This window comes from Psychrobacter muriicola 2pS, from assembly GCF_904846535.1.
Lineage (GTDB): Bacteria > Pseudomonadota > Gammaproteobacteria > Pseudomonadales > Moraxellaceae > Psychrobacter > Psychrobacter aquimaris.
The window spans coordinates 81,982-106,253 of the sequence record NZ_CAJHBC010000006.1; the positions used below are offsets into that span (position 1 = coordinate 81,982).

Consider the following 24,272-nt stretch of genomic DNA (forward strand, 5'->3'; position numbering starts at 1 on the left):
CAAAATACATCTAGTAAGTATACATGCCGAGATACCAGTTGACGATATCTGAGCCATATAATAAAGCAACAATACCGGCGATAGCGATATAAGGACCAAAGGCAAACGGCTTGCTTTCACCCTGTTTCTTCATCAAAATAATGCCAACGATCGAGCCTAATAGAGAAGACAACAAAATAATCAATGGCAACATCATGGGTCCAAGCCAAGCACCCAATACCGCCAATAATTTGAAATCTCCTTGCCCCATACCATGTTTTTTAGTGATTAGATAAAATATTTTAACCACTATCCACAATGACAAAAATCCTAGCAATAAGCCCCAAATTGACTGAGTTGGTGAGACAAACCAGCCTTGTGAATTCACCGCTAACCCTAAACCCGCTAATGGGAAAGTTAAGCGATCAGGCAATAATTGCGTATCAAAATCAATACCGGTTAATGCAACCAGTGTCCATACCAAAATCAGTGCTGACAAGCCAGCTGCAGTTACGCCAAACTGATAAATGACTAATACTGACAGTAGGGCTGTTGATAGCTCAACCAGTGGATAACGCAGTCCAATCGCAGCTTTACAGTCTGAGCAACGGCCACCTAGTATTAACCAGCTGATTAACGGTATGTTTTCATACCATTTTATTTTGTGGGCGCAATGAGGGCAGCGTGACGCCGGTCGACTCAAAGTAATCGGCTGGTCAGCTGCTACGATATTTGTTAGAGGCAGAGTGTGTTCGCGTGGCATGTCTGTTTGTTCTGACATAAACTGGCTGCACTCTTGTCGCCAGCTATAAACCATCATCAGCGGAATACGGTGAATCACCACATTTAAAAAACTGCCAACACAAAGACCTAATAGGCCGAATATGCCTAAAGCGATAGGCATATTGTCTTGTAATAACTCTATAAATTGCATGAACAAGCTGTCCTTTAGTTAGCTTTTAGCCTACTACTGCGCCCATCTGGAAAATCGGTAAATACATGGCAATCACCAAGCCGCCGATCAATACGCCTAATACTGCCATAATTAAAGGTTCCATTAGGCTGGTCAATCCATCAACGGCGTTATCCACTTCGTTTTCATAATAGACGGCAACTTTGTCTAGCATCTCTTCCAAACTACCAGATTCCTCACCGATACCAACCATTTGAATGGCTAAGCTTGGGAAAAGGTTGGTTGAGCGTATTGAAAACTGCAATTGTTGACCAGTAGAAACATCATTTTTGATTTGCTGAGTGGCATTATAAAATACGACATTGTTAGTGGCACCAGCTGTAGAGTCGAGGGCGTCAATAAGTGGCACACCAGCAGCAAAAGTAGTCGATAGTGTACGAGCAAAACGCGCAATAATAGCTTGATAGGCAATATTGCCAAATATTGGTGCTTTTAAAACCGCACGGTCTAAGAAGTCACGGAATTTTTTAGACCTTTTTTTGGTCTCTGAAAAACCAATGATAGTACCGCCAATAATAATAATTAAAATAAACCACCATGCTTGCATCCACTCAGACATATTGACGACCATTTGGGTAAAAGCAGGCAGCTCTGCACCAAAAGACTCAAATAAACCAGAAAATACAGGTACTACTTTAATCAGCAGGATGATAGTCACAATGATAGCAACGACGATAACTGCGATAGGGTACTTCATTGCTTTCTTAATTTTTGCTTTAAGTAACTCACTTTTTTCTTTATAGGTAGCAACGCGCTCAAGCATGGTTTCAAGTGCACCTGACTGCTCACCAGAATCGATGAGTGAACAAAACAGATCGTCAAAATAACGTGGGTGCTTACGTAATGCCGAAGCAAAAGTTCCACCGGCTTCAATATCAGATTTTATTTGTAATACCAAGTCTTTCATACTGGGATTGTCAAGTGAATCAGCAACAATCTCAAAGGATTGGGTTAATGGTACGCCCGCTTTCATCATGGTCGCCATTTGCCGAGAGAAAATAGCAATATCAATAGGTTTGATAGATTTCTTGAAAGTGTAAAGTGGCTTTGGTTTTTTCTTAATGCCTTTGACGCTGATACCTTGTTTGCGTAAGGTCGCTTTTGCCAACTCTAAACTACGGCTGGTGGTCTCTCCTTTTACTTTTTGTCCGCGTCGATTCACCCCATCATAGACAAAGTCTAACAGCATGTCGGTCTTCGCTTTTGCCATGTTACTACCCTCAAAATATTGTCTGATATAGATATTGCAAAGATATACAACGATGCCTGACTTATTACATAAAAGTGGCATACTTTATTTCAACGTAAAAAACCAGTATAACTCTGTTTTATATTTAAGTATATCTGGTAGACATTATTGCTGCTTTATAAAAGTTAATACTATTAACGTCCACCATATAAATGATAGCATTACTTATATAAGGATAATTTAGAACTTTCGACTACCTTTTGATCATCGCACTGACAAAGACTGCTTTTTAGATGATTCAAGATTAAAAAGTAGTTGGTTTAGTCGCTTCAAACGTTCCTCTTTAGCAACCAGCAGTACCTATTTTTGTTCGTATTTAACTTATACACAGCAAACATCCTTACTCGGAAGTGACCCGCATCATCTCTTGAATACTGGTTACGCCTTGTAATACCTTTAAAATGCCAGAGCGACGTAAGTCTCTAAAGCCATTTTTTAGTGCCGCATCTTTAATATCTATAGCGTTGCCATCTTCCATGATGATACGGGAAATATCAGGACTGACTTTCATAACCTCATAGATACCCACACGGCCCTTGTAGCCTTCGCGACATTCGTTACAGCCTACTGGTTCATAAATAGTATTGTCTGGATTATCCAAGTCAGCATCGTTAAAGCCAAGCTCAAGCAGGCTTTGACGTGGAATGTTGATAGGCTTTTTACAGTTTTTACATAAACGGCGTGCCAACCGCTGGGCAATGACCAGATTTACGGAAGTTGCAATATTAAAAGAGGCCACACCCATATTGCGTAGACGCGTCAACGTTTCAGGTGCTGAGTTGGTATGTAGGGTTGAGAGCACCATGTGTCCAGTTTGCGCTGCTTTAATCGCAATTTCAGCGGTTTCAAGGTCACGAATCTCACCAACCATGACAATATCAGGATCTTGGCGTAAAAAAGATTTGAGGGAATTCGCGAAAGTCAGACCCACTTTTGGGTTGACGTTTACTTGATTGATCCCCTCTAAGTTAATTTCGACTGGATCTTCGGCAGTGGATATGTTGGTCGCGCCAGTATTTAAAATATTAATACCAGTATAAAGTGATACAGTCTTACCAGAGCCAGTTGGCCCTGTAATGAGCAACATACCTTGCGGTTTATGTAGTGCCTCTAAAAACATCTCTTTCTGGTCAGGCTCATAGCCGAGCGCTTCGATACCCAACATCGCTGAAGAGGGATCCAAAATACGAAGGACAAGTTTTTCACCAAATAGCGTAGGCAGACAGCTTACTCGAAAGTCGATGGCTTTATCTTTAGATATTTTAAGCTTGATACGTCCATCCTGTGGCACACGGCGCTCTGAAATATCCATCTGCGACATTACTTTTAAACGGGCTGCAATTTTCCCAGCCAGCTGTACAGGTGGATTGGCCATTTTTTGCATTACACCATCGACACGAAACCGAACGCGATAAGTTTTTTCATAGGGTTCAAAATGCAAGTCAGAAGCACCCATACGAATGGCATCAACCAGCATTTTATTGACAAATTTTACAACGGGTGCTTCCTCGATACTGTCAGTTAGCTTGGTCTCGCCTTCATCTTCTTCGTCATCGTCAAAGCCAACATTTAAATCACTATCAGAGAAGCTATCAAAATTTTGCATAGCATCCGCGTAGAGACTTTCAATACGCTTTTTTAGTTTATCTTCTTCGACGACAATAGTTTCAATAGAAAGACGTGAATTAAAAGCAATAGCGTCGATTGCATCCACACGAGTTGGATCACTCAACGCGACGAATAAACGCTGTCCTCGTTTGAATAGTGGCAACGCATTAAATTTACGAACGATTTTTTCATCCACTAAGTCTTTTGGAGTGACATCGACATGTAAGGCATCAAGGTCGAAAAGAGGATCGCCAAAAGCTTGTGACAACATCTGCGCAAGATGATAAGCATCGGCCAATTTATTGTCGACTAGGTAGGGCACTAGTCCTACTTGTTGCTGTTGCGATTCGGTCTGCGCGATTTTCATGTTCGCTTCGCTGACGATACCTTCGCTGATTAGCTGATGTGCTAAACCACCATATTTACTCGTGGTGATAGACATTACGATTTCTCCTTAATACCCAGTATTCTATATATTTGTCTGAAACCCATATACTTCTGAGAGCCACTTACTATTATAATTTTCAACAGATACCTGCTATAAGTCATTGTTAGCCTTTGAGCTATCATTAATAACAGGCAATTTAGATATGCCCTTGCAAAAGATCTAGCAGAGAAAGCGTTTTAATAGTGTAGGTCATCATTAGCTTGGTCGTTAGATTATTGATAATGTTCTGTTATATATAGATACAATACTATAAAACATTACTTTAGTTTAAAGATTTTATATAGACGATTGAATGTTTGACCTGAAAAAATGATAGCTTGAGACAATGTCTAGGGCGTGTCCTCAATTCCATCGAATATCTTTTAAATGGGCTAAAAATGGCTAAATTTTGCCAAACATCCTCAAATAGCTTATCAATAGCTCGATATTATTTGCGCTACTTTCCTTGTTTGACGGCAATTTATCTCATTTTTATCACCATTTTTAAAATGAGGACACGCCTTAGCAAATATTCGCATTGACCGTCTATTTTTCTGTTGGCGGCAGCATACTATAGCACTTGGAAATTATTTGTTATACTGGCGCGCATATTAGCCAAATTGGCAAGAATACATGAGACAAGGTAGATGAGTATGCAAGCTTGGGTAATTGGTAATTGGAAACAAAATCCAGCAACGAGTCACGACGTCGACTTGCTGTTGAATGATTTGTTGACTACGATTGATACTAAAGAGCAAGCCGATACAGAACCGTCAAATAGTCGCTGCCAGTTGATGGTGGCACCAAGCTGTATTCATCTGGCAGCTGTCAGTGCGTATTTAGCCGGTAGTTCGATATTGAGTGCAGCGCAAGATGTCAGTGCGCACAGTGCCAGTGTTGGTGCTTATACAGGTGATTGCTCAGCGCAGCAAATAGCAGACGCTGGGGCAACTTGGACGATACTGGGTCATTCGGAGCGTCGCCAGTATCATAACGAGTCTCACGATACGTTATTGCAAAAAATGATTCACGCACTCACACAAGGTTTGGGCGTGGTATTTTGTATTGGTGAAACCCAAGCTCAGTATGATGCTAAGCAAACCATTGAAGTAATCGATGCTCAGTTATTGGTTGTTAAAGATCTATTGGCTCAGCAACCAGAACTTATAGTAAGTTTGTCAGAGCGTTTAATCATCGCTTATGAGCCAGTGTGGGCGATTGGTACTGGCAAAGTCCCAACCGTGAGCGAAGTCAGTCAAACGCATCAGCATATTAAGCAAACGGTCACAGGCTTTGCTGAGTCACTAAAGGTAATGAGTGTGCTATATGGTGGTAGTGTCAATGCGGACAATGCCGATAGCTTTGCCGCAGATTCTATGATTGATGGTGCATTGGTTGGCGGGGCTTCATTAAAGGTAGAGAGTTTTTTGGCAATTGCCAATGCCTTTAGTCAAGCTAAAGGCTAGTAGATAGAGACAAAACGCTCATTCCATGGCGGTCTCGATTATAAATGTCTTTATCAGTTGGCAAAAGTAGGTTTAACAGTACCCTTGCAATCGTGTACAATGCGCCTTATTTATATAATCGATTTAGCGGTATTACCCGTCAATTGCTATCACTATTAACCGTAAGATTTATTTTCCGTTATCAGTCGTCATTACGCGGCAAAAGAGGCCACCATGTTTACGTTTATATTAGCCCTGCACATTATCGTGGCGATTGCCATGATCGGCTTGATCTTGATACAGCATGGTAAAGGGGCAGATGCTGGAGCTTCTTTTGGTGCTGGCTCGTCAGGTACGGTATTTGGTGCCGCAGGGACTGCCAACTTTTTGACGCGTGCGACTGCGGTATTAACAGTCATATTTTTCATCACCAGTATGACGCTTGCTGTTCATGCTCGTAAGCAGGCTGAAGATCAGTTTCGTTTAGATGCGCCAGTTTCGGCACCGCAAACGCCGCGTCCATTGACACAGAATCCTGAGTAAATGTCTTTTAAACAGGCAGTGCTTGCTATTTTGGCACGTTAGATTTACAATGCGTTTCTGTTTTCGCAACTCCTACTCTATAGATGCCTACCTTAAGCATCATTTATCATAGATTGGATGTAAAGGAACAGAGTAGTACAATGCGATTGTGGTGGAATGGTAGACACGCCATCTTGAGGGGGTGGTGGCGCAAGCTGTGGGGGTTCAAGTCCCCCCAATCGCACCAAGTTTTATTACGCTAGCACAGCGTAAGGTTCTGTTTTTTAGTGGTCAATTGGTTTATTTAGATTTATTTTAAAATAAACGTTGACACTTCTATAAAACCTCCCTATAATGTGCGTTCTAGATTGATGCGGGGTGGAGCAGTCTGGTAGCTCGTCGGGCTCATAACCCGAAGGTCGTTGGTTCAAATCCAGCCCCCGCTACCACTTTTTATACTGATGTTTTGTACACTAAATTTGTCAGTAACAATTAGCCCACCATTATGCTTGTGGGTTTTTTTGTATCTGATGGTCAGTGTTATCGCGGTATCTATCCTACTTATGCTAAGCTCTAGTTCTATAGAGTGCGATATTATTCGTTACTGGTTGTCACCTGCCGCTACCGGCGCGCTGATTCTTAAGCACACTATCTTTTATTCCTCACTCTTTTATCGATAGTACTGCTTTATGAACAATAAAAGCATTGTTTGGCTGAGCTTGATGTTTTTTATGCTCATCCCTATATAAACGCATATCATATAAAATAATATGTTTGTGATTTAAGATAATATAATGACCGTGTCTCTTACCAATAAATACATACCATGAGTGAGCGACAAGCAAGCGGTTTACTAAGTACGATAGATATGTGAATAGGAAAAGATAAATAGATTATGAAGCTTTCAACCAAAGTTACAGAACTGACTAATATTATTGCCCCTGCCGTCGCTGCTTGCGATGTGGCACTATGGGGTATCGAATTTGCACCACAAGGTAATCGCTCTTTGTTACGTATTTATATTGAGGCATTGCCAGAAGAGCAGGCCCAAAATAAACAAGTAACGATTGAAAACTGTGCTGCGGTGAACCACCAAGTGAGTGGTATCCTTGAAGTACATGACCCGATTGCTGGTGAGTTTATCTTAGAAGTCTCTTCACCAGGTTTCGACCGCGCATTCTTCTCAGATGAGCAGATGCATGCCTATGTTGGTCAAACCGTCAGCTTGCGTTTGATACAAGCCATTGGCGAAGGTGATAAAAAACGCCGTAAAGCGACAGGCACTTTAGATAGTATTGATGCAAATGTCTTAAATCTTACATCCAGTGATGGCGAGCAGTTTGAGATTGCATTAAGTAATATTGATAAAGCCAATTTGATTTATGAAGATGCGTAAGCTTCGGTACAGCTTGGGTTGATTTGACTACTTGAAGTAACAAATCATCCACCAGCATTTTAATATCCAAACAGCTTATATAGCTTACGGTGAAAATATAATAGCAATACACAAATTATAAAATTTAAGTCAATTAAAAAATGATAGGACAGGTATAGCATGAGTCGTGAAATCTTAACGGTAGTAGAAACTGTCAGTAATGAAAAGGGCTTAAATCCTGAAGATATCTTTGAAGCGATAGAAGATGCTTTGGTGGTATCGACCAAGAAAAAAGTATATACCGAACAGCCAGAAGTGGCGGTACGGGTTGCTATCGACCGTACAACGGGCGATTATGATACTTATCGTTACTGGACAGTGGTTGCAGATGAAGACCATGAAATGCCTGCTTGTCAGCTAGCCATCAGCGATCTTGATCCAGAAGAATGGTCAATCGGCGATGTCAAAGAAGAACAGATTGAATCAATTGAGTTTGGTCGTATTGCTGCGACACAAGCCAAGCAAGTTATCATACAAAAAATCCGTGAAGCTGAGCGTGCACTTGTTGCAGACGCTTTCGAGCCACGTATTGGTGAAATGATGTATGGCGAAGTCAAGAAGCAGACGCGTGATGGTTATATCATTGACCTAGGCGACAATGCTGAAGGTTATTTGTCACGTGATCAAATGCTGCCACGTGAGCAACTACGTGCAAAATCACGCATCAATGCCATTTTGTATCATGTAAACCGTGAAAACCGTGGTGCGCAGTTGTTGCTCTCTCGTACTCATCCTGAAATGCTTTCAGCATTGATGCAAAAAGAAGTGCCTGAGATTGCTGAACAAATTATTGAAATCCGCAACGTCGCGCGCTTGCCAGGTACTCGTGCTAAAATAGCAGTGAAGACCAATGATCATCGTATCGATCCAGTTGGCGCTTGTATTGGTATGCGTGGTACGCGTATCCAAGCCGTACAGCAGGAGCTTGATGGCGAACGTATTGATGTGGTCGTGTGGTCAGATGATCCAGCACAATTTATTATCAGTGCTTTAGAGCCAGCCGATGTTAGCAGCATTATATTAGATGAAGATACGCAAACTGCTGATATAATCTTTAGCACCAATGATCAGTTGGCGCGTGCGATCGGTTCACAAGGTCAAAACGTACGTTTAGCATCTGAGCTAACGGGCTATAAGCTTAATATGATGCTAGAAGAAGAGTATCAGCAGCGTCAGCAAAACGAATCGAAAGCCTTTATCGAATTATTCTATGAACGCTTAGAAGTGGATAAAGACTTAGCCCAAGCACTTGTCGATATTGGCTTTACCAGTATTGAAGAAGTGGCTTATGTACCCGTTGAAACCTTTTATGATATCGAAGGTCTAGACGACGAAGCGATTGAGATGATTCAAGAGCGTGCAAAAGAAGTCGTCATCGCTGACGAACTGGTCAAACAACAGAACATGAAAGAGCCAAGTCAAGAGCTACAAGAGCTTGAAGGTATGACAGTCAACTGGGCCTATAAAATGGCACAAAAAGACATTATTACCGTTGATGACTTGGCAGAACAAGCAGTCTTCGATCTCGAAGATATCGAAGGTTTAGACTCTGAAACCGCAGGAAAACTCATCATGAAAGCTCGGGAATCTTGGTTCAATGAATAAGCGGTAACTGCATATCGCTGTCTTTTAGTGATATGCTATCGATAATAAAGTGCTGGTATGAAATCAATACAAATATCAGCCTTAACCCAATCATTTGTAGCCAACAACTGAATTGAACATATAGCAAATAATAGACAGTAGGTGATAATAAATGGCAGATAAGACCGTCAAAGAACTGGCAGATATGGTAGGCAAAACCGCAAGTGCTGTACAACAGCAATTGGTAGATGCTGGACTGCCTGCTCGTGCAGAGGATGACCTAGTCTCCGAGCTTGAGCAAGAGAAGTTGGTGACGTATTTAAAGCAAAGTCATGGTCAGCAAGAAAAGCGTCGTATTAGTCTCAAATCTAAGACGACTAGCACCGCGCGCGTGACCGGCTCTTCAGGTAAATCTAAGAGCGTCAATGTGGAAGTGCGTAAAAAGAAAGTATTCGAAAAGCCTGATCCAGAAAAAATGGCTGAAGAGTTGGCTGCACGTGAGCAAGCGATGATTGAGTCGCAAGAACGTGCTGCTAAAGATGCTGAAGAGCGTGCTGCTACTAAGAAAAAATCTGAAGAACGTCAAGCAGCGACCTTGGCTGCGATGCGTGCAAGCTTAGGCTCTAGCAAAAAGTCAAATGATAAGAATGATGACATATCAACCTCAGTGGTTGTGAAAAAGGGTGGTAAAGCGGCGGTAGAAGTTAAGCCAAAAGACCAACCGAAGAAAAAAGTAGCTGCAACGAAACCAAAAGTTGAGACAGCAGCTGAGCGTAAAGCTCGCGAAGTGCGTGAGAAAGAAGAAGCTCGTTTACGCGAAATCGAAACAGAAACACGCCGCACCCAAGCTGAAGAAGCACAAAAACGTACGCTTGAGCAAATGCGTAAAATGGCTGGAAAATATACAGATCAGCCAGCCTCTGAAGTTCGTAAAGACGAACCATTAGCAGAAGGTTTGGTCGGCGATGCTTTAGAAGAATCGTTTGAAAAAGAACGTCGTGAAATCAAGCGTGGCACCAGTAGTACTAGTGCCCGTGGTCGTGGCCGTCGTAAAAATCAAGACGAGCGTGAGATCAAAAACCGTAAAAATGGTTTGCGTTCAACGCAAGCCTCACAGCATAAATTTGAAAAACCTGTTGAAAAAATTGTTTACGATGTTGAGATTAGCGAACAAATCACAGTCGCAGATCTTGCTCAACGTATGGCAGTTAAAGCTCGTGAAGTCACCAAATTGCTTATGAAAATGGGCGAGATGGCTCGTGAGTCAGATACAATTGATCAAGCGACAGCAAGTTTACTTGTTGAAGAGATGGGTCACAATCCAGTACCAGTCAGTGATACTAAAGTTGAAGACGATCTGCAATATGCAGTTGATGAGCGTAGCAGTAACGTGCAAACTCGTCCGCCAGTCGTCACAATCATGGGTCACGTTGACCATGGTAAGACATCTCTACTCGATAAGATTCGTGAAACGAAAGTAGCCACTGGTGAAGCAGGCGGTATTACCCAGCATATCGGTGCTTATCATGTTAAAACCGATCGTGGTGTGATTACCTTCCTTGATACTCCAGGTCACGCGGCCTTTAGTGCCATGCGTTCACGCGGTGCACAGGCGACAGATATCGTTGTGCTAGTTGTTGCCGCTGATGATGGTATGATGCCACAAACAGCAGAAGCCATCGATCATGCCCGTGCTGCTGGTACGCCAATTATCGTTGCAATCAACAAAATGGATAAGCCAAGCGCTGATCCAGATCGAGTCCTTAATGAATTGACTGCTAAAGAAGTCGTTTCAGAAGAGTGGGGCGGCGATACCCCGATGGCTCGCATCTCAGCCAAAACAGGCGAAGGTATCGACAACTTACTAGAGCTTATTAGCCTACAAGCTGAACTAATGGAGCTAGAAGCGCCGTTAGATGGTGCTGCTCAAGGTGTGGTTATTGAGTCAAGACTTGAAAAAGGGCGCGGTCCAGTTGTTAGTGTCTTGGTTAAAAAAGGCACATTGAAGCAAGGCGACTTGGTCTTGGCAGGCGAGCATTACGGTAAAGTTCGTGCGATGACCGATGAACATGGTCAGCGTATTCAATCAGCCGGTCCTTCTATCCCTGTAGAAATTTTAGGCTTGCCTGAAACCCCAGCAGCTGGTAGTGAGTTCTTAGTCTTAACCGACGAGAAAAAAGCTCGCGAAGTTGCAGAATTTAGAAGTAACCGTGAGCGTGAGCGTCAACTTGAACGCCAGAATGCCATGCGTTTAGAAAGCATGTTTGATCAGATGGAACAAGGCGATGTGTCATTCTTGAATATCGTATTGAAAACCGATGTTCGTGGTTCGCTTGAAGCGCTACTTTCTGCATTGAATGAGCTATCAACTGATGAAGTTAAAGTTAGAGTAATTAGCTCAGGCGTCGGTCCTATCTCTGAGTCTGATGTGACACTTGCAGAGTCTAGCGAAGCGGTATTGTTAGGTTTCAACGTTCGTGCTGATGCGACCGCACGTCGCAAAGCAGACGCCGCCAACATGGATATCCGTTATTACAGCGTTATCTATGGTTTGATTGATGATGTGAAGTCAGCAATGAGTGGCATGCTTGCACCAGAACATCGTGAGAAAATCCTTGGTGTTGCAGACGTTCGTGAAGTGTTCCGTTCTAGTAAGTTCGGTGCTGCTGCTGGTTGTATGGTGGTTGAAGGTACAATCTATCGCAATAAACCTATCCGCGTATTACGTGATGACCAAGTTATCTTTACTGGTCAATTGCAATCATTGCGTCGTTATAAAGAAGACGTTAATGAAGTACGTACTGGTATGGAATGTGGCCTAGCGGTACGAGGCTATGATGTCGAAGCTGGCGACAAGATTGAAGTCTTTGAAATCCAAGAGTTTGCACGTACTATCTAACGTTACAGTTCGATAGTAGGATATCTAATCATGCAATATGCTTAATCAGCTGAGCAGATTAGTATCTTCTTAATATCTAGCTGTACTTAGGCCTAACAGGTACATCCTGCTAGGCCTTTTTTACCAAATATCAGTCCTAAAATTTGTTAATCAGCCAATGTATTAATCAATAAAAATAAGCCATATTAAAGTAAGGTAACAACATGAACCAACGTCTACAACGCTTAGCCGACCAAATTCAGCGTGAGCTTGCTGTCCTCATTCGTGATGCAGTCAACGATCCTCGTTTGACTGGTTTTGTCACTATTTCTAGTGTCAAGGTTAGTCCTGACCTAGGATATGCTGACGTCTATGTCACTATCATGGAGCCTGAGCTTAACGATTCCATGACCAAGACCAATCATGAAGAAAGCATCAAAGTACTTAATAAAGCTGCGGGCTTTTTGCGTACTGAATTGAGCCACAGCCTCAAAACGCGTACCACACCGCGCCTGCGTTTTCATTATGATGAAGTGACTGCTCGTGGTAACTATATGATGGATCTGATTAATCAAGCCGTCACCAAGACTGAACAAAATGAGAATGACGAGTAAGCTATCACTATGTCTACAGCATCAAAGCAAACTGATAAAATAAAAGTTTCTGGCGTTATCTTAGTTGATAAACCCAAAGGCATGACTTCACAGCAAGTCGTATCAAAGGTGAAGTATCTTTTTAAGTCACCAAAGCATGACAGTAAAAAAGCGGGGCACACAGGGACACTTGATCCAATGGCAACCGGTTTATTGCCAATTTGTATGGGTGAGGCGACGAAATTTAGCCATTATCAGCTAGATGCAGATAAATCTTATCAAGCAACTATTTTGCTTGGTAGTCAGACTGACACCGGTGATGCAGACGGTCAAATCGTTGCACAATCACCCATTCCAAAATTTGATGATATGCTGTTAGAGCAAGTTGCTCAGCAATTCTCAGGTGTTCAGCAGCAAATACCGCCGATGTATTCTGCGCTAAAAAAAGATGGCAAAAAACTCTATGAATATGCTCGTGCTGGTATTGAAGTAGAGCGAGCGCCTAGAGATATTGTAATCAAGGCCATTGATTTAAAAGCGCTTGATCATGAGCAAATCCAATTGACAGTGACCTGTACTAAAGGTACTTATGTGCGTGTACTTGGTGAAGACATCGCCAAAGCGATGGGTACATTAGGGCATTTGACCGCATTACGCCGTACGCAGGTTGGTGATTTTAAAATTAATGATGCGATTACTTTGGCAGACTTAGAAGCATTAGCGTTCGATAACAGACAAGAGCAATTGATGCCAGTAGATGCTTGCATCAATATTGAAGCTGAGATGACGTTGACGGTTGAGCAGTGTGAGCGTATACATATGGGTCAACGTTTAAATGTATTTGAGCAGTTGACAGATAGTCTGCGCGACTATATTTCAACTAGCATCAGTCATCAGTCTTCTGTGTCAGAAAACAATGATACCCAACTAGATAGTGATATTTTTAGTAGTGACGATGAACAACAACCATTGATCCATGAGATCCCAGTTGATATTCGTTTGATAAATCAGCAAGGTCAATTTCTCGGATTGGGTGCTGTGAGTCTTAATGGTCGATTGCAGCCTAAAAAATTAATTCAGCGTTAGTGTTACAGTTCTTATATAACCCTCGTTTAAACACGATTTAGCTTACTAATAGTTTACACTAATCACATATCCTCACATTTTATTGCAGGTTTCACCTATGGTGAAACCTGTTTTTTTTGTACTTTAGATCTACCAGATAGGAAGTCTGGATAGAAAAATAAATCGAACTAAGACGCTAAGAATAAGAACATAAAAAAAATAAGAAGATAAAAAGTCATATATAAAAAATAAAGATTGGGTTCGAAAGGAAGTCTTTTAATAGGAACAAAATGGGTCAGAGGAAGACTATACGGCCGATAATAAGAACGACTCATAAAAATAAAGCATAAAAAGTATCAATAATAAAACAACTGAAAGAAAATCACTCATAACGAAAAAAGGAATATCATGAAAACCATTGCTTTTTTACTGCATAATTATTTTGAACAAGCAGAGTACGAAGACGTCAATAACCAATTGAAAGATAAGGGTTATAAAACCGTTCTCATCACTACTCATAAAGACAAAAACGTTCAGGCGATGGAACAGGATGTCAACAAAGGCGATACCTTTATTGCTGATATCTTTGCAAAAGACGCAATCGTTTCTGATTACGATGCACTGGTATTACCAGGTGGTACTGTCAATGCGGATACAATTCGTGGCAATAAAGAAGCACATAGTATTATCAATGCCATCAATGATGCAGGCAAGCCACTAGCTGTTATCTGCCATGCACCTTGGGCGCTTATTAACACAGGCATCGCTAAAGGTAAAACGCTTACTGCCTATCATACGCTCCAAACAGACTTAGAAAACGCTGGTGCAAAATTTGTAGATCAAACAGTACAGGTAGATGGTAATTTGATTACCTCACGTAATCCAGATGATATCAGCAATTTCGTTGATGCTATTGATAAGGCATTATCTTAAGTTATCTATTCATTTAATTAATAATTAAGTATTCATATTTTTTAACCATTCACAACCGTAACTGAGGAAAATACTATGTCAAACTCTAATCCAAACGATACCAAGCTTGAGCAACAACGTTCTGAATCAGCAACTGCAGCTCTTGAAAGCCAAACTGAGAATAACCATACCGAAGATAGTGAAGCTGCAGCAGATCGTATTGCGGACAATCTAGAAAGTGCTAAAGAAGACAAGTAGAGTATTTAAAGTGTCACTCATAGTTGAGTGACACTGATATATTTTATATTTGCAGTTCAATATTCAAAAGTATAAAAGCAGCTAGTTAAAAAATAATAATTCAGGAGCTAATATGAGTAAGTCATCGGATAACATGGATGAGCAAGAAAAAAAGATTGAAAATCTTGCAGAAGACATTAACCCTAGTGAGCACGATACTCCTGATAGTTTAGCAGAAGTTACCACAGCTGCACCGCTTGAAGAGGATGAACTAGGCGGTAACGCGACGGAAGATGACGTAAAGCAATAAGCAAATCTTATTACTTATTGTGGAGTGCTCTAACTCTAACAAGCACATCTGACTTTACAAGTATTATGAAAAACTGCTGCTAGTTCAGCAGTTTTTTGTTATAATCACCATCACATTTAAATTAGGTTGAGATAAAATATTGTGTTTCATAGGCTGTCCAAAACGGGTAGTTATATTAAGTGCTCTCTCATCGCCTCTTACTCTAAATGGTCGTTATAACTAATTAGCTTGTCGTACACTAGGTCAACTCTAGTAATGCAGGGTTGTCCTGAATGACGTGCAGGCTATTTTATTTACTATTCTACTGCTTTAGATCTTACTCAAATTCGAGAATGTCTTAAAGCTTTTAGCATTGCCGGAGATATTTATGCTAACTAATACTGATCGCGAACAAATCATTGCTCAATACCAACGTGGCGAAAATGACACTGGTTCTCCAGAAGTTCAAGTAGCTTTGTTGAGTGCTCGTATCAACGATTTGCAGAACCACTTTAAAGCTCATAAAGCTGACCATCATAGCCGTCGCGGTCTTATCCGTATGGTTAATACGCGTCGTAAATTGCTTGATTACCTAAAAGGTAAAGATCTTGGTCGTTACACCACCCTTATCAGCCAGTTAGGTCTACGTCGTTAATCTAACGACAATAGTACGAGTGGGTGTCAAAACCAAAGACGCCATTATATGGTGCTATTTTAGAACTTTTGCTAAACCACTTGGAATTTGCTTGTTGTTATCGATAAAATAGATTTTTCTAAAAACGGTGTGGAATAGTTTCACGCCGTTTTTTTATGCTTATTCATTTTCAAGATTGATTTTGGGTAGCATTGGTTATCAAGACCAATTCAAAGTAGGTAATAGAAGTTTTCGTAAAAACAGTATTATTAGAGCTAAGTGTTTTTTATCGATAATTGCTCTGTTCTGCAATTAATTGGTCAATGGGTATAAATCACTGTAAAATAATGCCTTGTGAGTTTGATAATATATCTATTGCATATATGGTGACTATTTATAAAATACCTGTTTCTTAGCTTATAGAATAGCTAGCTGCGCTAATATCCGACTCTCAAAAGCGCAGAAAAATAGCCTGTATGGTTTTTAGTACCGAAGTCTTTTGACTTAAGGTCTTTTTGATAGTATTTATAGTAAAGCCAAAATTGAACAACCAAATACACACAATAGTACGATGTCTAGCACCGACAGACATATGGAATAACCAGGTAATGTTATTGGCACTAGTTGAGATGATTTCTGAGAGAAAGAATGTCAATTAGTAGTCATATACAAAGAATTTTAATGAAAAATATCAGCTTTTTATAACGCTGATATTACTTTCGTCAGTCAACATTAGGAAGATTATATGACAATGTTTAACACCATTAAGCGTGAATTTCAGTATGGCAACCAACAGGTTGTGATCGAGACAGGCCGTATTGCCCGTCAAGCAAACTCGATCTTAGTACACATGGGTGGCGTGACCGTACTCGTCGCAGCAGTTGTAAAATCAGAGGCTAAAGAAGGTCAAAACTTCTTTCCGCTAACGGTCAACTATCAAGAAAAAATGTATGCTGCTGGTAAAATCCCAGGTGCCTATGGCAAACGTGAAGGTCGTGCAAGCGAATTTGAAACCCTAACCTCACGCTTGATTGACCGTCCGATTCGTCCGCTATTCCCTGAAGGTTATGTCAACGAAATTCAAATTACTGCGACGGTTGTTTCATCAGATAAGACTCAGTCTGCAGATATCGCTGCACTAATTGGTGCGTCAGCGGCATTGGCGATTTCTGATGCGCCATTCAATGGTCCAGTCGCAGCTGCCCGTGTTGGCTTTATCAATGGCGAATACGTACTGAACCCAACGATTGAGCAGCTTAAAGAGAGCGACCTTGACTTGGTTGTGGCTGGTACTAAGTCTGCGGTACTAATGGTTGAGTCTGAAGCGGCAGAGCTTTCAGAAGATCAAATGCTAGGCGCGGTATTATACGGTCATCAGCAACAGCAAATCGTTATTGATAACATTGCCTCAATGGCAGAAGAAATCGGTACTGCTAAGCAGCAGTATACTGCTCCTGAGCGTGATCAAGCGCTTACAAGCAGTATGAAAGAGCAGTTTGGTGAGCAAGTGGCTGATGCTTATACGATTACTGATAAGCAAGCACGCTACACTAAGCTTGATGAGATTAAACAAGCAATTATCGATGCGCTTGCTGGTGATGCAGAGTCAGAAACTTATGCTGACACGGTATCTGAGCTAAAAGAAATTTATAACGATCTTAAATATCGTACCGTTCGTGACAATATCTTGTCAGGTAAGCCGCGTATTGATGGTCGTGATCTTGAAACTGTTCGTGCGCTTGACGTACAAGTTGGTGTATTGCCATACACGCATGGTTCAGCATTGTTCACACGTGGTGAAACGCAAGCGTTGGTTACGACCACGCTTGGTAATAGCCGTGACGTCAACATGATTGACTCGCTAGGTGGCACGATTCGTGACCATTTCATGCTGCATTACAACTTCCCGCATTTCTCAGTTGGTGAGACGGGCCGCGAAGGTATTCCAAAACGTCGTGAAATCGGTCATGGCCGTTTAGCACGCCGCGGTGTACAAGCGATGCTGCCAGATAGCGAACGCTTCCCGTATGTCATCCGTGTAGTATCAGAAATCACTGAATCAAATGGTTCATCTTCTATGGCGTCTGTTTGCGGTGCAAGTTTGGCATTGATGGATGCTGGTGTTCCACTAAAAGCACCAGTTGCTGGTATCGCCATGGGTCTTGTTAAAGAAGGCGAGCGCTTCGCTGTCTTGTCAGATATCTTGGGTGATGAAGATCATCTTGGCGATATGGACTTTAAAGTCGCTGGTTCTAAAGACGGTATTACTGCGCTTCAAATGGATATCAAAATCGAAGGTATTACGCCTGACATCATGGAGCAAGCGCTTAAGCAAGCCCATGCCGGTCGTATCCATATTTTGGACGCGATGAACAAAGTATTGCCAGAAAGCCGTACTGAAATCAACGCCCATGCACCAAACTATGCTGTCATCGAAATCAATCCGGACAAAATCCGTGACGTAATCGGTAAAGGCGGCGCGATGATTCGTCAGCTAACGGAAGAGACTGGCGCAGTTATCGATATCGATGATGGCGGCACGATTCGTATCTTTGGTGAAAACAAAGCCGCAACTAAAGCAGCTATTGGTAGAATCGAAGCATTGACTGCAGAAGTTGAAGTGGGCAAAACTTATGAAGGCACCGTCGCTCGTATCGTTGACTTCGGAGCATTTGTTAACGTTTTACCGAACACAGATGGCTTGGTTCATATCTCACAAATCGCAGAAGAGCGCGTAGAGAATGTTTCTGACTACCTAAAAGAAGGTCAGATCGTTAAAGTCTTCGTCCAAGACGTCGATAACCGTGGTCGTATTAAATTGACGATGAAAGGTATCGAGCAAAACTAATCGATATCTAATCTAGTCAAAATCTAAAAACCGCTTTAAGTCTCTCGTTATGAGTGCTTAAGGCGGTTTTTTTATGCACTAAAAAAAGTCGAAATAAGCGATTGGTTTATATATTGATGTCTTTAGGAAGATGAATATCGATACGAATTTTCGGCAAGTCTTGCAAAGATTTGGTTAGTAATGGAAGCGTATCAGCATACCAATCTAAAGGCATTAGGTTTTTTGAGTTAGGTACATCTGTTGCATCATCTTGTGAATTATCATAAACAAGTGGGCGTGCGAGTAAGGAGACTCTACGGATACCTTGATAACGGATAAGTGGGATAAGCTGCTCAGATAAATCATTCAACGCGGCAATTAACCACTGTGATCTTGTGGGGTGGTAAGGATGATTTGATACAACAAGGTTGGCGATATAACTGGGTTGATTGCCATTACTGCTGATACTTAAACCGGCTTGCTCAAGCACGCGTTTATGGAGTAAGCAGCTGCCAACACTCAGACTGCCATCGCGGCATGCCCGATAATAACGTTGATAATTATCAGCAAATAAGGTCTTAGCTCTGGTGAGAACGGGATCTAATAAGATGCCAGAATTATTGATAGGCAAAATAAGCAGCTGCGCACTGCTATTTAAAATAGAGGCATGGGTTAGTTGTATATTTGCCATCATCAGCCCCTCCATAAAAACGATATATTTATTCTACTGTTGTAGTAACAGCACCCTTCGCTTCTAATTGTGCTATTTGTTGTTCAAGTAGGGCGATTTGCTCTGCTTTCATATCAGTCAATTGCTTATTCATCGTCAGTTGTTCAGCAGCCAGTTTTTCTTGTTCGGCTAAGCGCTTACGCTCGTCTTCTAAGCGATCAATTTCTTCTTTGGCAAGACTATCTGTTTCTGGCAAAGCTGCATTTAAGATCGCTTCGGCATCAGGCGTCTGATTAACTGTGATTGTCTCATCAGTATTTAACGTTAAACTACTATTGTCTGAAGTATTGTCACTATTATCTAAGGGCGTAGCATCTAACTGAGTAACGCTATCTTGTTCGGTAGTTGCTGGCGTACTTTCGATAGGCGCGGTATTCGCGTCATACGAATTGTTTTTCCATATTAAGTAACCAATCAATAACACCGCTAAGACAATAATTGGCCACCATTTCTGGCGTGATTTGCTAGGCTTTTTTTCCAATGATTCGGTTGATAGAGGACGCATTTTTTGGCTTTTCATACTATAGTCGATTTATGTTAGAAATATAAGTAGCCATACTATAGCAAACTCAAAATAAAAAGCCTATCTATTGCTAGATAGGCCGGTAGCTATTAAGACTTGACGCTTAAGATTTAATGTTTGAATTTTACTGTACCGCTGGTACCAGTAGCCATAGCATCACGAGCAATTTGGTCTTCAGCATGGTTTTTGGCACTGATTGCATCAGGATCAGGACGATGTTCTGTATGTCCACATTGAGTACATTCGATATACTCATCGGGTGTTGGTGTGACGATGTTTACTTGTACCACTGCATCTAGCGCCTGACATTTTGGGCAACGTACCCCTGCTAAAAACCGACGTTTGGCAGTTGATGATTGATAGCGCATTTAGATAACCTCGCGCGTCGTTTGGGCATGGGATTGTACGTTCGCTTGAACACTAGTTTGAGAACTGACGGCATCGACATTTTTAACATTATCAAAGCCGCTATGACGTAGTAACGCATCAATGCTGGCACTGCGACCACGGAAATTCTCAAAGTTGGTCTTGGCAGGGAAACTACCACCGACTGATAGGATAGTCTCACGGAAGGCTTTACCAGTGACTGGATTAAAAATACCCTCTTCTTCAAACTTGCTAAAGGCATCTGCTGATAACAACTCTGCCCATTTATACGAGTAATAACCTGCCGCATAGCCACCGGCAAAGATATGACTAAAGCCGTTGGCAAAACGGTTGTAGTCAGGTGTCTGCATAATAGCAATGTCGTCTCGAACGGTATTTAGCGTGGCTAAGATACCGTCATAATTAAGTGCTGGCGTGTGCGCATGAATCAATAAGTCAAACAGTGCGAACTCAATTTGACGTAGGGTTTGCATGCCGCTTTGGAAGTTCTTCACCGCCAATAATGCTTCAAGTTTGTCTTTTGGTAATGGCTCACCCGTTTCGACATGACTACTAATCAGCGCAATACCTTCGGCATCCCATGCCCAGTTTTCCATAAATTGACTGGGCAACTCGACCGCATCCCACTCAACGCCATTGACACCAGCGACATCACCGATCGTCACTTGGGTTAATAAATGATGTAGGCCATGACCAAATTCATGGAATAGAGTCAACACTTCATCGTGCGTCAATAAGCTTGGTTTACCATCGAGGGCAGGGGTGAAGTTACCCACCATAAAGCATACCGGTAGCTGCTGATGATTTTGTTCATCGTAAGTATAACGTGATTGAAAACCACTCATCCAAGCGCCGCCACGCTTACCACTACGAGCAAATAAGTCAAAGTAAAAGCCACCAAGCAAGTTATCATCAGCATCAAACAACTGATAAAAGCTGACATCGTTGTGCCAGCGTGATACGGATTCACTTTGCTCTTGGACTTTGATACCGTACAGACGCTCAACGATGGCAAATAATCCGCTAATCACTTTTGGTAAGGGAAAGTACGGGCGGATTTCTTCTTGCGATAAGCTGAACTCGCTTTGTTTTACTTTTTCGGCGATATAAGCACTGTCCCACGCCTGTAACTCATCAATACCATAATCCTGCGCATACTTTTGCAACTGAGCTAAGTCTTGCTTGGCCGCTGGGGTTGCTTGCTTGGCCAAATCCCGTAAAAAGGTTTCTACTTCTGCCACACTATCTGCCATTTTCGTCGATAGAGAGACTTCTGCATAATTGTCAAAACCTAATAGCTTGGCTTTTTGCTCACGTAATTGCAGGATTTGACTCATGATATCGGCGTTGTTTAGCGACTCACCTTTGGCATTGGTATGCGAATCAAACTCAGAAGCACGCGTGACATAAGCGTGATATAGGGTCTCGCGCAGTTTGCGGTCATCCGCATGGGTCATGATGGCAAGATAAACAGGGATATTTAAGCTTGCTACGTAATAAGGACTTGGTAACGCATCGATTTCTACTTGCGTAAGCGTATCGTTGGCAAGCTCGCGGGCTTTATACTGTTCGCCAGCATCTGCGAGTAGCGCTAATCCACTTTCGGTTAGACCTGCCAATTGCTCTTGCTGCAGCGGTAAGGCATAGGCTTGGGTGGCATCCAATACGTTGTCTGAAAAGGTCGCTGATAAGGTGGAAAGCTGACTTTGAATAGCCGCAAATTTTTCTTGTTCATCTTTTGGTAATGCGACGCCTGACAGCTCAAAACTGCGTAGCGCAAGCTCAATAGCCCGCGCTCGTGCAGGCTCAAGCACAGCAAAAAATGCTGTGTCATTGACGATGGTTTGATAGCGATTAAATAATGGCTGATGCTGTCCCACTCGTGTGCCATAAGCAGATAATTTAGGTAGCAGTTCATGATGGACATGACGAATGTCGTCATTGCTCATGACACTATTGAGGTGCGATAAAATACCCCAACTGCGATCCAATGCCAGATTAATATGATCAAAAGTCATCACATCGGCCAGTGCTTGCTCAGCACTGATATCAGTCGGGCTGTTATGGCTGTCAGTATCTGCGCTCATCTCATCTAAAAATGTATTGGCTGCATCGATTGCACTGATGACATGGCTTTGTAATGTACTTGGCGAAACGTTGTCAAAATCGACAAGGCGTAAATCTGCAGGAAGGGTTTTCATAAAAGTATCCGATATCTGATCGTAGTGAATGAGTTATTATTGAGTAAACGTCGTTTTGTATAAGAGATTGGCTTGCCGTAATATCTAGAACGTCAGTAGCTTTCTATTATTTTTCTTTTTTGCTGTCTTATTGATAAGCTATATAAAAGATGGGTTCGTTTGACGAAAATGCAACCTAATCATTGACTATAAAGAAAGTGAATCGAGAAGATAGTGGATATTCAAGGGGTTTAAAGGGGATCAGTCAGTCTTTTAGAACAATACAGAGTGTTCTACTTACAAAGCGCTATCATTTGCTTGCAAATTAACCCTACATCGAGTGAGGTTTGACTGCTAGCATCAAGGCAATGGAATAGAAAGCTCAAGCATTACTGATAGCAAACACTGTTAATTAGTTGACTCATAGCAAAAATTACAACGTTAAAAGTAAATGATAATAAAACAAGGAGCAATAAATGAAAGCGACTCTCAAAAGTTTACGTGAAACCAAAGCCAATCCTGCGGTTAGTATCTTTGTTAAAACTCATCGCGAGCATCCTGCTAATGATCAAGATCCCATTGCCCTGAAGAACCAATTAAAAGTGGCTGAAGAACGCTTAACCAACGAATACGATAAGCGTACAGCGACTACCATACTCGATAAGATTCATGATAAAACCAAAGAGCTAAATCACAACTTGAATCTTGATACCTTGGCTATTTTTGCCAGTACCGACGATGTGCAAGTCATCCGTATGCCGATTGACACCACGGAGCGTGTGGTAATTTCACATCGTTTTGCGACTCGAGATTTGGTGCGTGATATGGCAAGTGCGGTGCATTATTACACATTGGTGCTCACTCGTGATAATGCTCGCTTGATTGAAGCGTCTAATGATCGTGTGGTGAGAGAGTTCGATAAAGACGATGACCTACAAAAGAACATGGAGAATATTCCATTTCCTATTGAAAACAACGGTTTGTATACGACAGGCGACGGTGGCTCAGATCGCTCATCTAATAATGAAAGCAGCTATCTAAAAGAGTTTTTTAACCAAGTGGATAAAAGCGTACAAGAGCTGTGGGGTGAGCATAAAATGCCTCTCGTCGTGGTTGGCGATGCCAAAAATATTGGCTACTATAAAGAAGTTTGTGACCGTCCAGACAACATCATTGCCACAGTGTCAAATGCGACCAATCTAGAAGATGGTAGTGCTCAGCATATTATCAATAGTGTGCAAGAAGCGGTGGAAGGCTATCGTACATCACTTCATCAAGCCGCCATGGGTGAGATTGATAAAGCACGCGGTGCCAATATGTTGCAAACAGATCTACAAGAAGTCTACCGCAGTGCCTTCCAAGGTGCAGGCGAGACGCTTTATGTCCGTCGTGGTTATATACAATCGGCCAAAATTGATGAAAAGGCACAGACTTTGAGTCTCGCAGATGATGCGGCTTCAGAAGGTGTCACCGATGATGCCATTGGCGAAATCATTGAGCATGTCATTCACAATGGTGGTGAGGTGGTCTTTATGCCACAAGATATCATGGGCGAAGATCAGCCGATAGCTCTAGTCACTCGCTACTAGTCTCGTCTTTATCGATGGCGCTTACTTGCAAGTTCGCCATTGATGGCAGATAGGTATAATATAAGAGCATTGGTTCGATAAGAGCCAATGCTCTTTTTTATATTGATAATTTGTATTATAAGATTTTGCTTATAACAACTTTCTTAGAACTATTAATAATTATGAAAGATAAAATGAGAAGCATGGTGTGTTTTTGGACGACATAA

At 41.8% G+C, this 24,272-nt stretch carries 20 protein-coding genes and 2 tRNA genes; 15 read left to right on the forward strand and 7 right to left on the reverse strand.

The window, feature by feature from the left end; translation table 11 throughout:
* Window positions 1-10: 10 nt before the first annotated feature.
* The 3 genes from JMX93_RS10270 to pilB form a co-directional block, all read right to left on the reverse strand.
* A complete protein-coding gene (locus JMX93_RS10270) occupies window positions 11-913 on the reverse strand; it encodes a prepilin peptidase (RefSeq protein ID WP_499204642.1) in 903 nt (300 codons plus the stop codon).
* Between the two features lie 25 nt (window positions 914-938).
* Complete coding sequence (locus JMX93_RS10275; protein ID WP_045443014.1) at window positions 939-2,162, reverse strand: type II secretion system F family protein; 1,224 nt, start codon at window positions 2,160-2,162, stop codon at window positions 939-941.
* 379 nt (window positions 2,163-2,541) lie between these two features.
* A complete protein-coding gene (gene pilB, locus JMX93_RS10280; RefSeq protein ID WP_443510555.1) occupies window positions 2,542-4,251 on the reverse strand; it encodes a type IV-A pilus assembly ATPase PilB in 1,710 nt (569 codons plus the stop codon).
* A gap of 638 nt (window positions 4,252-4,889) precedes the next feature.
* Here pilB and tpiA point away from each other — a divergent pair.
* From tpiA to pnp, 14 genes are all read left to right on the forward strand, one after another.
* Window positions 4,890-5,702 (forward strand): triose-phosphate isomerase, encoded by an 813-nt coding sequence (gene tpiA, locus JMX93_RS10285; protein ID WP_499204643.1) that lies wholly within the window; start codon window positions 4,890-4,892, stop codon window positions 5,700-5,702.
* A gap of 213 nt (window positions 5,703-5,915) precedes the next feature.
* Entirely contained in the window at window positions 5,916-6,224 is a 309-nt protein-coding gene (gene secG / locus JMX93_RS10290) for a preprotein translocase subunit SecG (RefSeq protein WP_021814138.1), read from the forward strand.
* A gap of 142 nt (window positions 6,225-6,366) precedes the next feature.
* Window positions 6,367-6,450, forward strand: a tRNA-Leu gene (locus tag JMX93_RS10295).
* A 125-nt stretch (window positions 6,451-6,575) separates the two neighbouring features.
* Window positions 6,576-6,652: transfer RNA gene (locus JMX93_RS10300), tRNA-Met, on the forward strand.
* 446 nt (window positions 6,653-7,098) lie between these two features.
* Window positions 7,099-7,599 (forward strand): ribosome maturation factor RimP, encoded by a 501-nt coding sequence (gene rimP / locus JMX93_RS10305; protein ID WP_193012607.1) that lies wholly within the window; start codon window positions 7,099-7,101, stop codon window positions 7,597-7,599.
* A 159-nt stretch (window positions 7,600-7,758) separates the two neighbouring features.
* Window positions 7,759-9,243 (forward strand): transcription termination factor NusA, encoded by a 1,485-nt coding sequence (gene nusA / locus JMX93_RS10310; protein WP_193012608.1) that lies wholly within the window; start codon window positions 7,759-7,761, stop codon window positions 9,241-9,243.
* Between the two features lie 151 nt (window positions 9,244-9,394).
* The gene (infB, locus tag JMX93_RS10315) at window positions 9,395-12,121 is read left to right on the forward strand and encodes a translation initiation factor IF-2 (protein WP_499204644.1); all 2,727 of its coding nucleotides are present in this window, start codon (window positions 9,395-9,397) and stop codon (window positions 12,119-12,121) included.
* A 203-nt stretch (window positions 12,122-12,324) separates the two neighbouring features.
* Complete coding sequence (locus JMX93_RS10320; RefSeq protein WP_193012610.1) at window positions 12,325-12,714, forward strand: ribosome-binding factor A; 390 nt, start codon at window positions 12,325-12,327, stop codon at window positions 12,712-12,714.
* A 9-nt stretch (window positions 12,715-12,723) separates the two neighbouring features.
* On the forward strand, window positions 12,724-13,779 hold the full coding sequence (gene truB, locus JMX93_RS10325; protein WP_499204645.1) for a tRNA pseudouridine(55) synthase TruB: 1,056 nt from the start codon (window positions 12,724-12,726) through the stop codon (window positions 13,777-13,779).
* Between the two features lie 387 nt (window positions 13,780-14,166).
* Window positions 14,167-14,691 carry a type 1 glutamine amidotransferase domain-containing protein gene (locus JMX93_RS10330; protein ID WP_499204646.1) on the forward strand — a complete coding sequence of 175 codons (525 nt, stop codon included), beginning with the start codon at window positions 14,167-14,169 and terminating at the stop codon, window positions 14,689-14,691.
* A gap of 75 nt (window positions 14,692-14,766) precedes the next feature.
* Window positions 14,767-14,928 carry a hypothetical protein gene (locus tag JMX93_RS10335; protein ID WP_198332736.1) on the forward strand — a complete coding sequence of 54 codons (162 nt, stop codon included), beginning with the start codon at window positions 14,767-14,769 and terminating at the stop codon, window positions 14,926-14,928.
* A 112-nt stretch (window positions 14,929-15,040) separates the two neighbouring features.
* On the forward strand, window positions 15,041-15,217 hold the full coding sequence (locus tag JMX93_RS10340) for a hypothetical protein (protein WP_499204647.1): 177 nt from the start codon (window positions 15,041-15,043) through the stop codon (window positions 15,215-15,217).
* A gap of 367 nt (window positions 15,218-15,584) precedes the next feature.
* Complete coding sequence (rpsO, locus tag JMX93_RS10345; protein WP_045443035.1) at window positions 15,585-15,851, forward strand: 30S ribosomal protein S15; 267 nt, start codon at window positions 15,585-15,587, stop codon at window positions 15,849-15,851.
* A 724-nt stretch (window positions 15,852-16,575) separates the two neighbouring features.
* Window positions 16,576-18,678, forward strand: coding sequence for a polyribonucleotide nucleotidyltransferase (gene pnp / locus JMX93_RS10350; RefSeq protein ID WP_198332738.1), 2,103 nt, complete (start codon window positions 16,576-16,578; stop codon window positions 18,676-18,678).
* 106 nt (window positions 18,679-18,784) lie between these two features.
* On the opposite strand, the gene JMX93_RS10355 is transcribed toward pnp, so the two are convergent.
* The 4 genes from JMX93_RS10355 to JMX93_RS10370 form a co-directional block, all read right to left on the reverse strand.
* A complete protein-coding gene (locus JMX93_RS10355; RefSeq protein ID WP_499204648.1) occupies window positions 18,785-19,351 on the reverse strand; it encodes a hypothetical protein in 567 nt (188 codons plus the stop codon).
* 25 nt (window positions 19,352-19,376) lie between these two features.
* Window positions 19,377-19,907: a hypothetical protein gene (locus JMX93_RS10360; protein ID WP_499204649.1), complete on the reverse strand. Its 531-nt coding sequence runs from the start codon at window positions 19,905-19,907 to the stop codon at window positions 19,377-19,379.
* A 113-nt stretch (window positions 19,908-20,020) separates the two neighbouring features.
* Window positions 20,021-20,278 carry a YheV family putative metal-binding protein gene (locus JMX93_RS10365; RefSeq protein ID WP_198332740.1) on the reverse strand — a complete coding sequence of 86 codons (258 nt, stop codon included), beginning with the start codon at window positions 20,276-20,278 and terminating at the stop codon, window positions 20,021-20,023.
* The gene (locus JMX93_RS10370; protein WP_499204650.1) at window positions 20,279-22,498 is read right to left on the reverse strand and encodes a M3 family metallopeptidase; all 2,220 of its coding nucleotides are present in this window, start codon (window positions 22,496-22,498) and stop codon (window positions 20,279-20,281) included.
* Window positions 22,499-22,953: 455 nt separating this feature from the next.
* Between JMX93_RS10370 and JMX93_RS10375 the strand changes: the two genes are divergently transcribed.
* Window positions 22,954-24,066 (forward strand): AOC03_06830 family ribosome hibernation factor, encoded by a 1,113-nt coding sequence (locus JMX93_RS10375; RefSeq protein WP_193012619.1) that lies wholly within the window; start codon window positions 22,954-22,956, stop codon window positions 24,064-24,066.
* Window positions 24,067-24,272: the final 206 nt, after the last annotated feature.

What these genes read in the sequence shown, in the direction of transcription:
- JMX93_RS10340 (WP_499204647.1), top strand. Translation starts at nt 15,041, where the DNA reads ATGAGTAAGTCATCGGATAACATGGATGAGCAAGAAAAAAAGATTGAA.
- JMX93_RS10360 (WP_499204649.1), bottom strand. Translation starts at nt 19,907, where the DNA reads ATGAAAAGCCAAAAAATGCGTCCTCTATCAACCGAATCATTGGAAAAA.
- JMX93_RS10355 (WP_499204648.1), bottom strand. Translation starts at nt 19,351, where the DNA reads ATGATGGCAAATATACAACTAACCCATGCCTCTATTTTAAATAGCAGT.
- rimP (WP_193012607.1), top strand. Translation starts at nt 7,099, where the DNA reads ATGAAGCTTTCAACCAAAGTTACAGAACTGACTAATATTATTGCCCCT.
- JMX93_RS10320 (WP_193012610.1), top strand. Translation starts at nt 12,325, where the DNA reads ATGAACCAACGTCTACAACGCTTAGCCGACCAAATTCAGCGTGAGCTT.
- JMX93_RS10330 (WP_499204646.1), top strand. Translation starts at nt 14,167, where the DNA reads ATGAAAACCATTGCTTTTTTACTGCATAATTATTTTGAACAAGCAGAG.
- truB (WP_499204645.1), top strand. Translation starts at nt 12,724, where the DNA reads ATGTCTACAGCATCAAAGCAAACTGATAAAATAAAAGTTTCTGGCGTT.
- JMX93_RS10375 (WP_193012619.1), top strand. Translation starts at nt 22,954, where the DNA reads ATGAAAGCGACTCTCAAAAGTTTACGTGAAACCAAAGCCAATCCTGCG.
- JMX93_RS10365 (WP_198332740.1), bottom strand. Translation starts at nt 20,278, where the DNA reads ATGCGCTATCAATCATCAACTGCCAAACGTCGGTTTTTAGCAGGGGTA.
- rpsO (WP_045443035.1), top strand. Translation starts at nt 15,585, where the DNA reads ATGCTAACTAATACTGATCGCGAACAAATCATTGCTCAATACCAACGT.
- JMX93_RS10270 (WP_499204642.1), bottom strand. Translation starts at nt 913, where the DNA reads ATGCAATTTATAGAGTTATTACAAGACAATATGCCTATCGCTTTAGGC.
- tpiA (WP_499204643.1), top strand. Translation starts at nt 4,890, where the DNA reads ATGCAAGCTTGGGTAATTGGTAATTGGAAACAAAATCCAGCAACGAGT.
- JMX93_RS10275 (WP_045443014.1), bottom strand. Translation starts at nt 2,162, where the DNA reads ATGGCAAAAGCGAAGACCGACATGCTGTTAGACTTTGTCTATGATGGG.
- secG (WP_021814138.1), top strand. Translation starts at nt 5,916, where the DNA reads ATGTTTACGTTTATATTAGCCCTGCACATTATCGTGGCGATTGCCATG.
- JMX93_RS10335 (WP_198332736.1), top strand. Translation starts at nt 14,767, where the DNA reads ATGTCAAACTCTAATCCAAACGATACCAAGCTTGAGCAACAACGTTCT.
- nusA (WP_193012608.1), top strand. Translation starts at nt 7,759, where the DNA reads ATGAGTCGTGAAATCTTAACGGTAGTAGAAACTGTCAGTAATGAAAAG.
- pnp (WP_198332738.1), top strand. Translation starts at nt 16,576, where the DNA reads ATGACAATGTTTAACACCATTAAGCGTGAATTTCAGTATGGCAACCAA.
- infB (WP_499204644.1), top strand. Translation starts at nt 9,395, where the DNA reads ATGGCAGATAAGACCGTCAAAGAACTGGCAGATATGGTAGGCAAAACC.
- pilB (WP_443510555.1), bottom strand. Translation starts at nt 4,251, where the DNA reads ATGTCTATCACCACGAGTAAATATGGTGGTTTAGCACATCAGCTAATC.
- JMX93_RS10370 (WP_499204650.1), bottom strand. Translation starts at nt 22,498, where the DNA reads ATGAAAACCCTTCCTGCAGATTTACGCCTTGTCGATTTTGACAACGTT.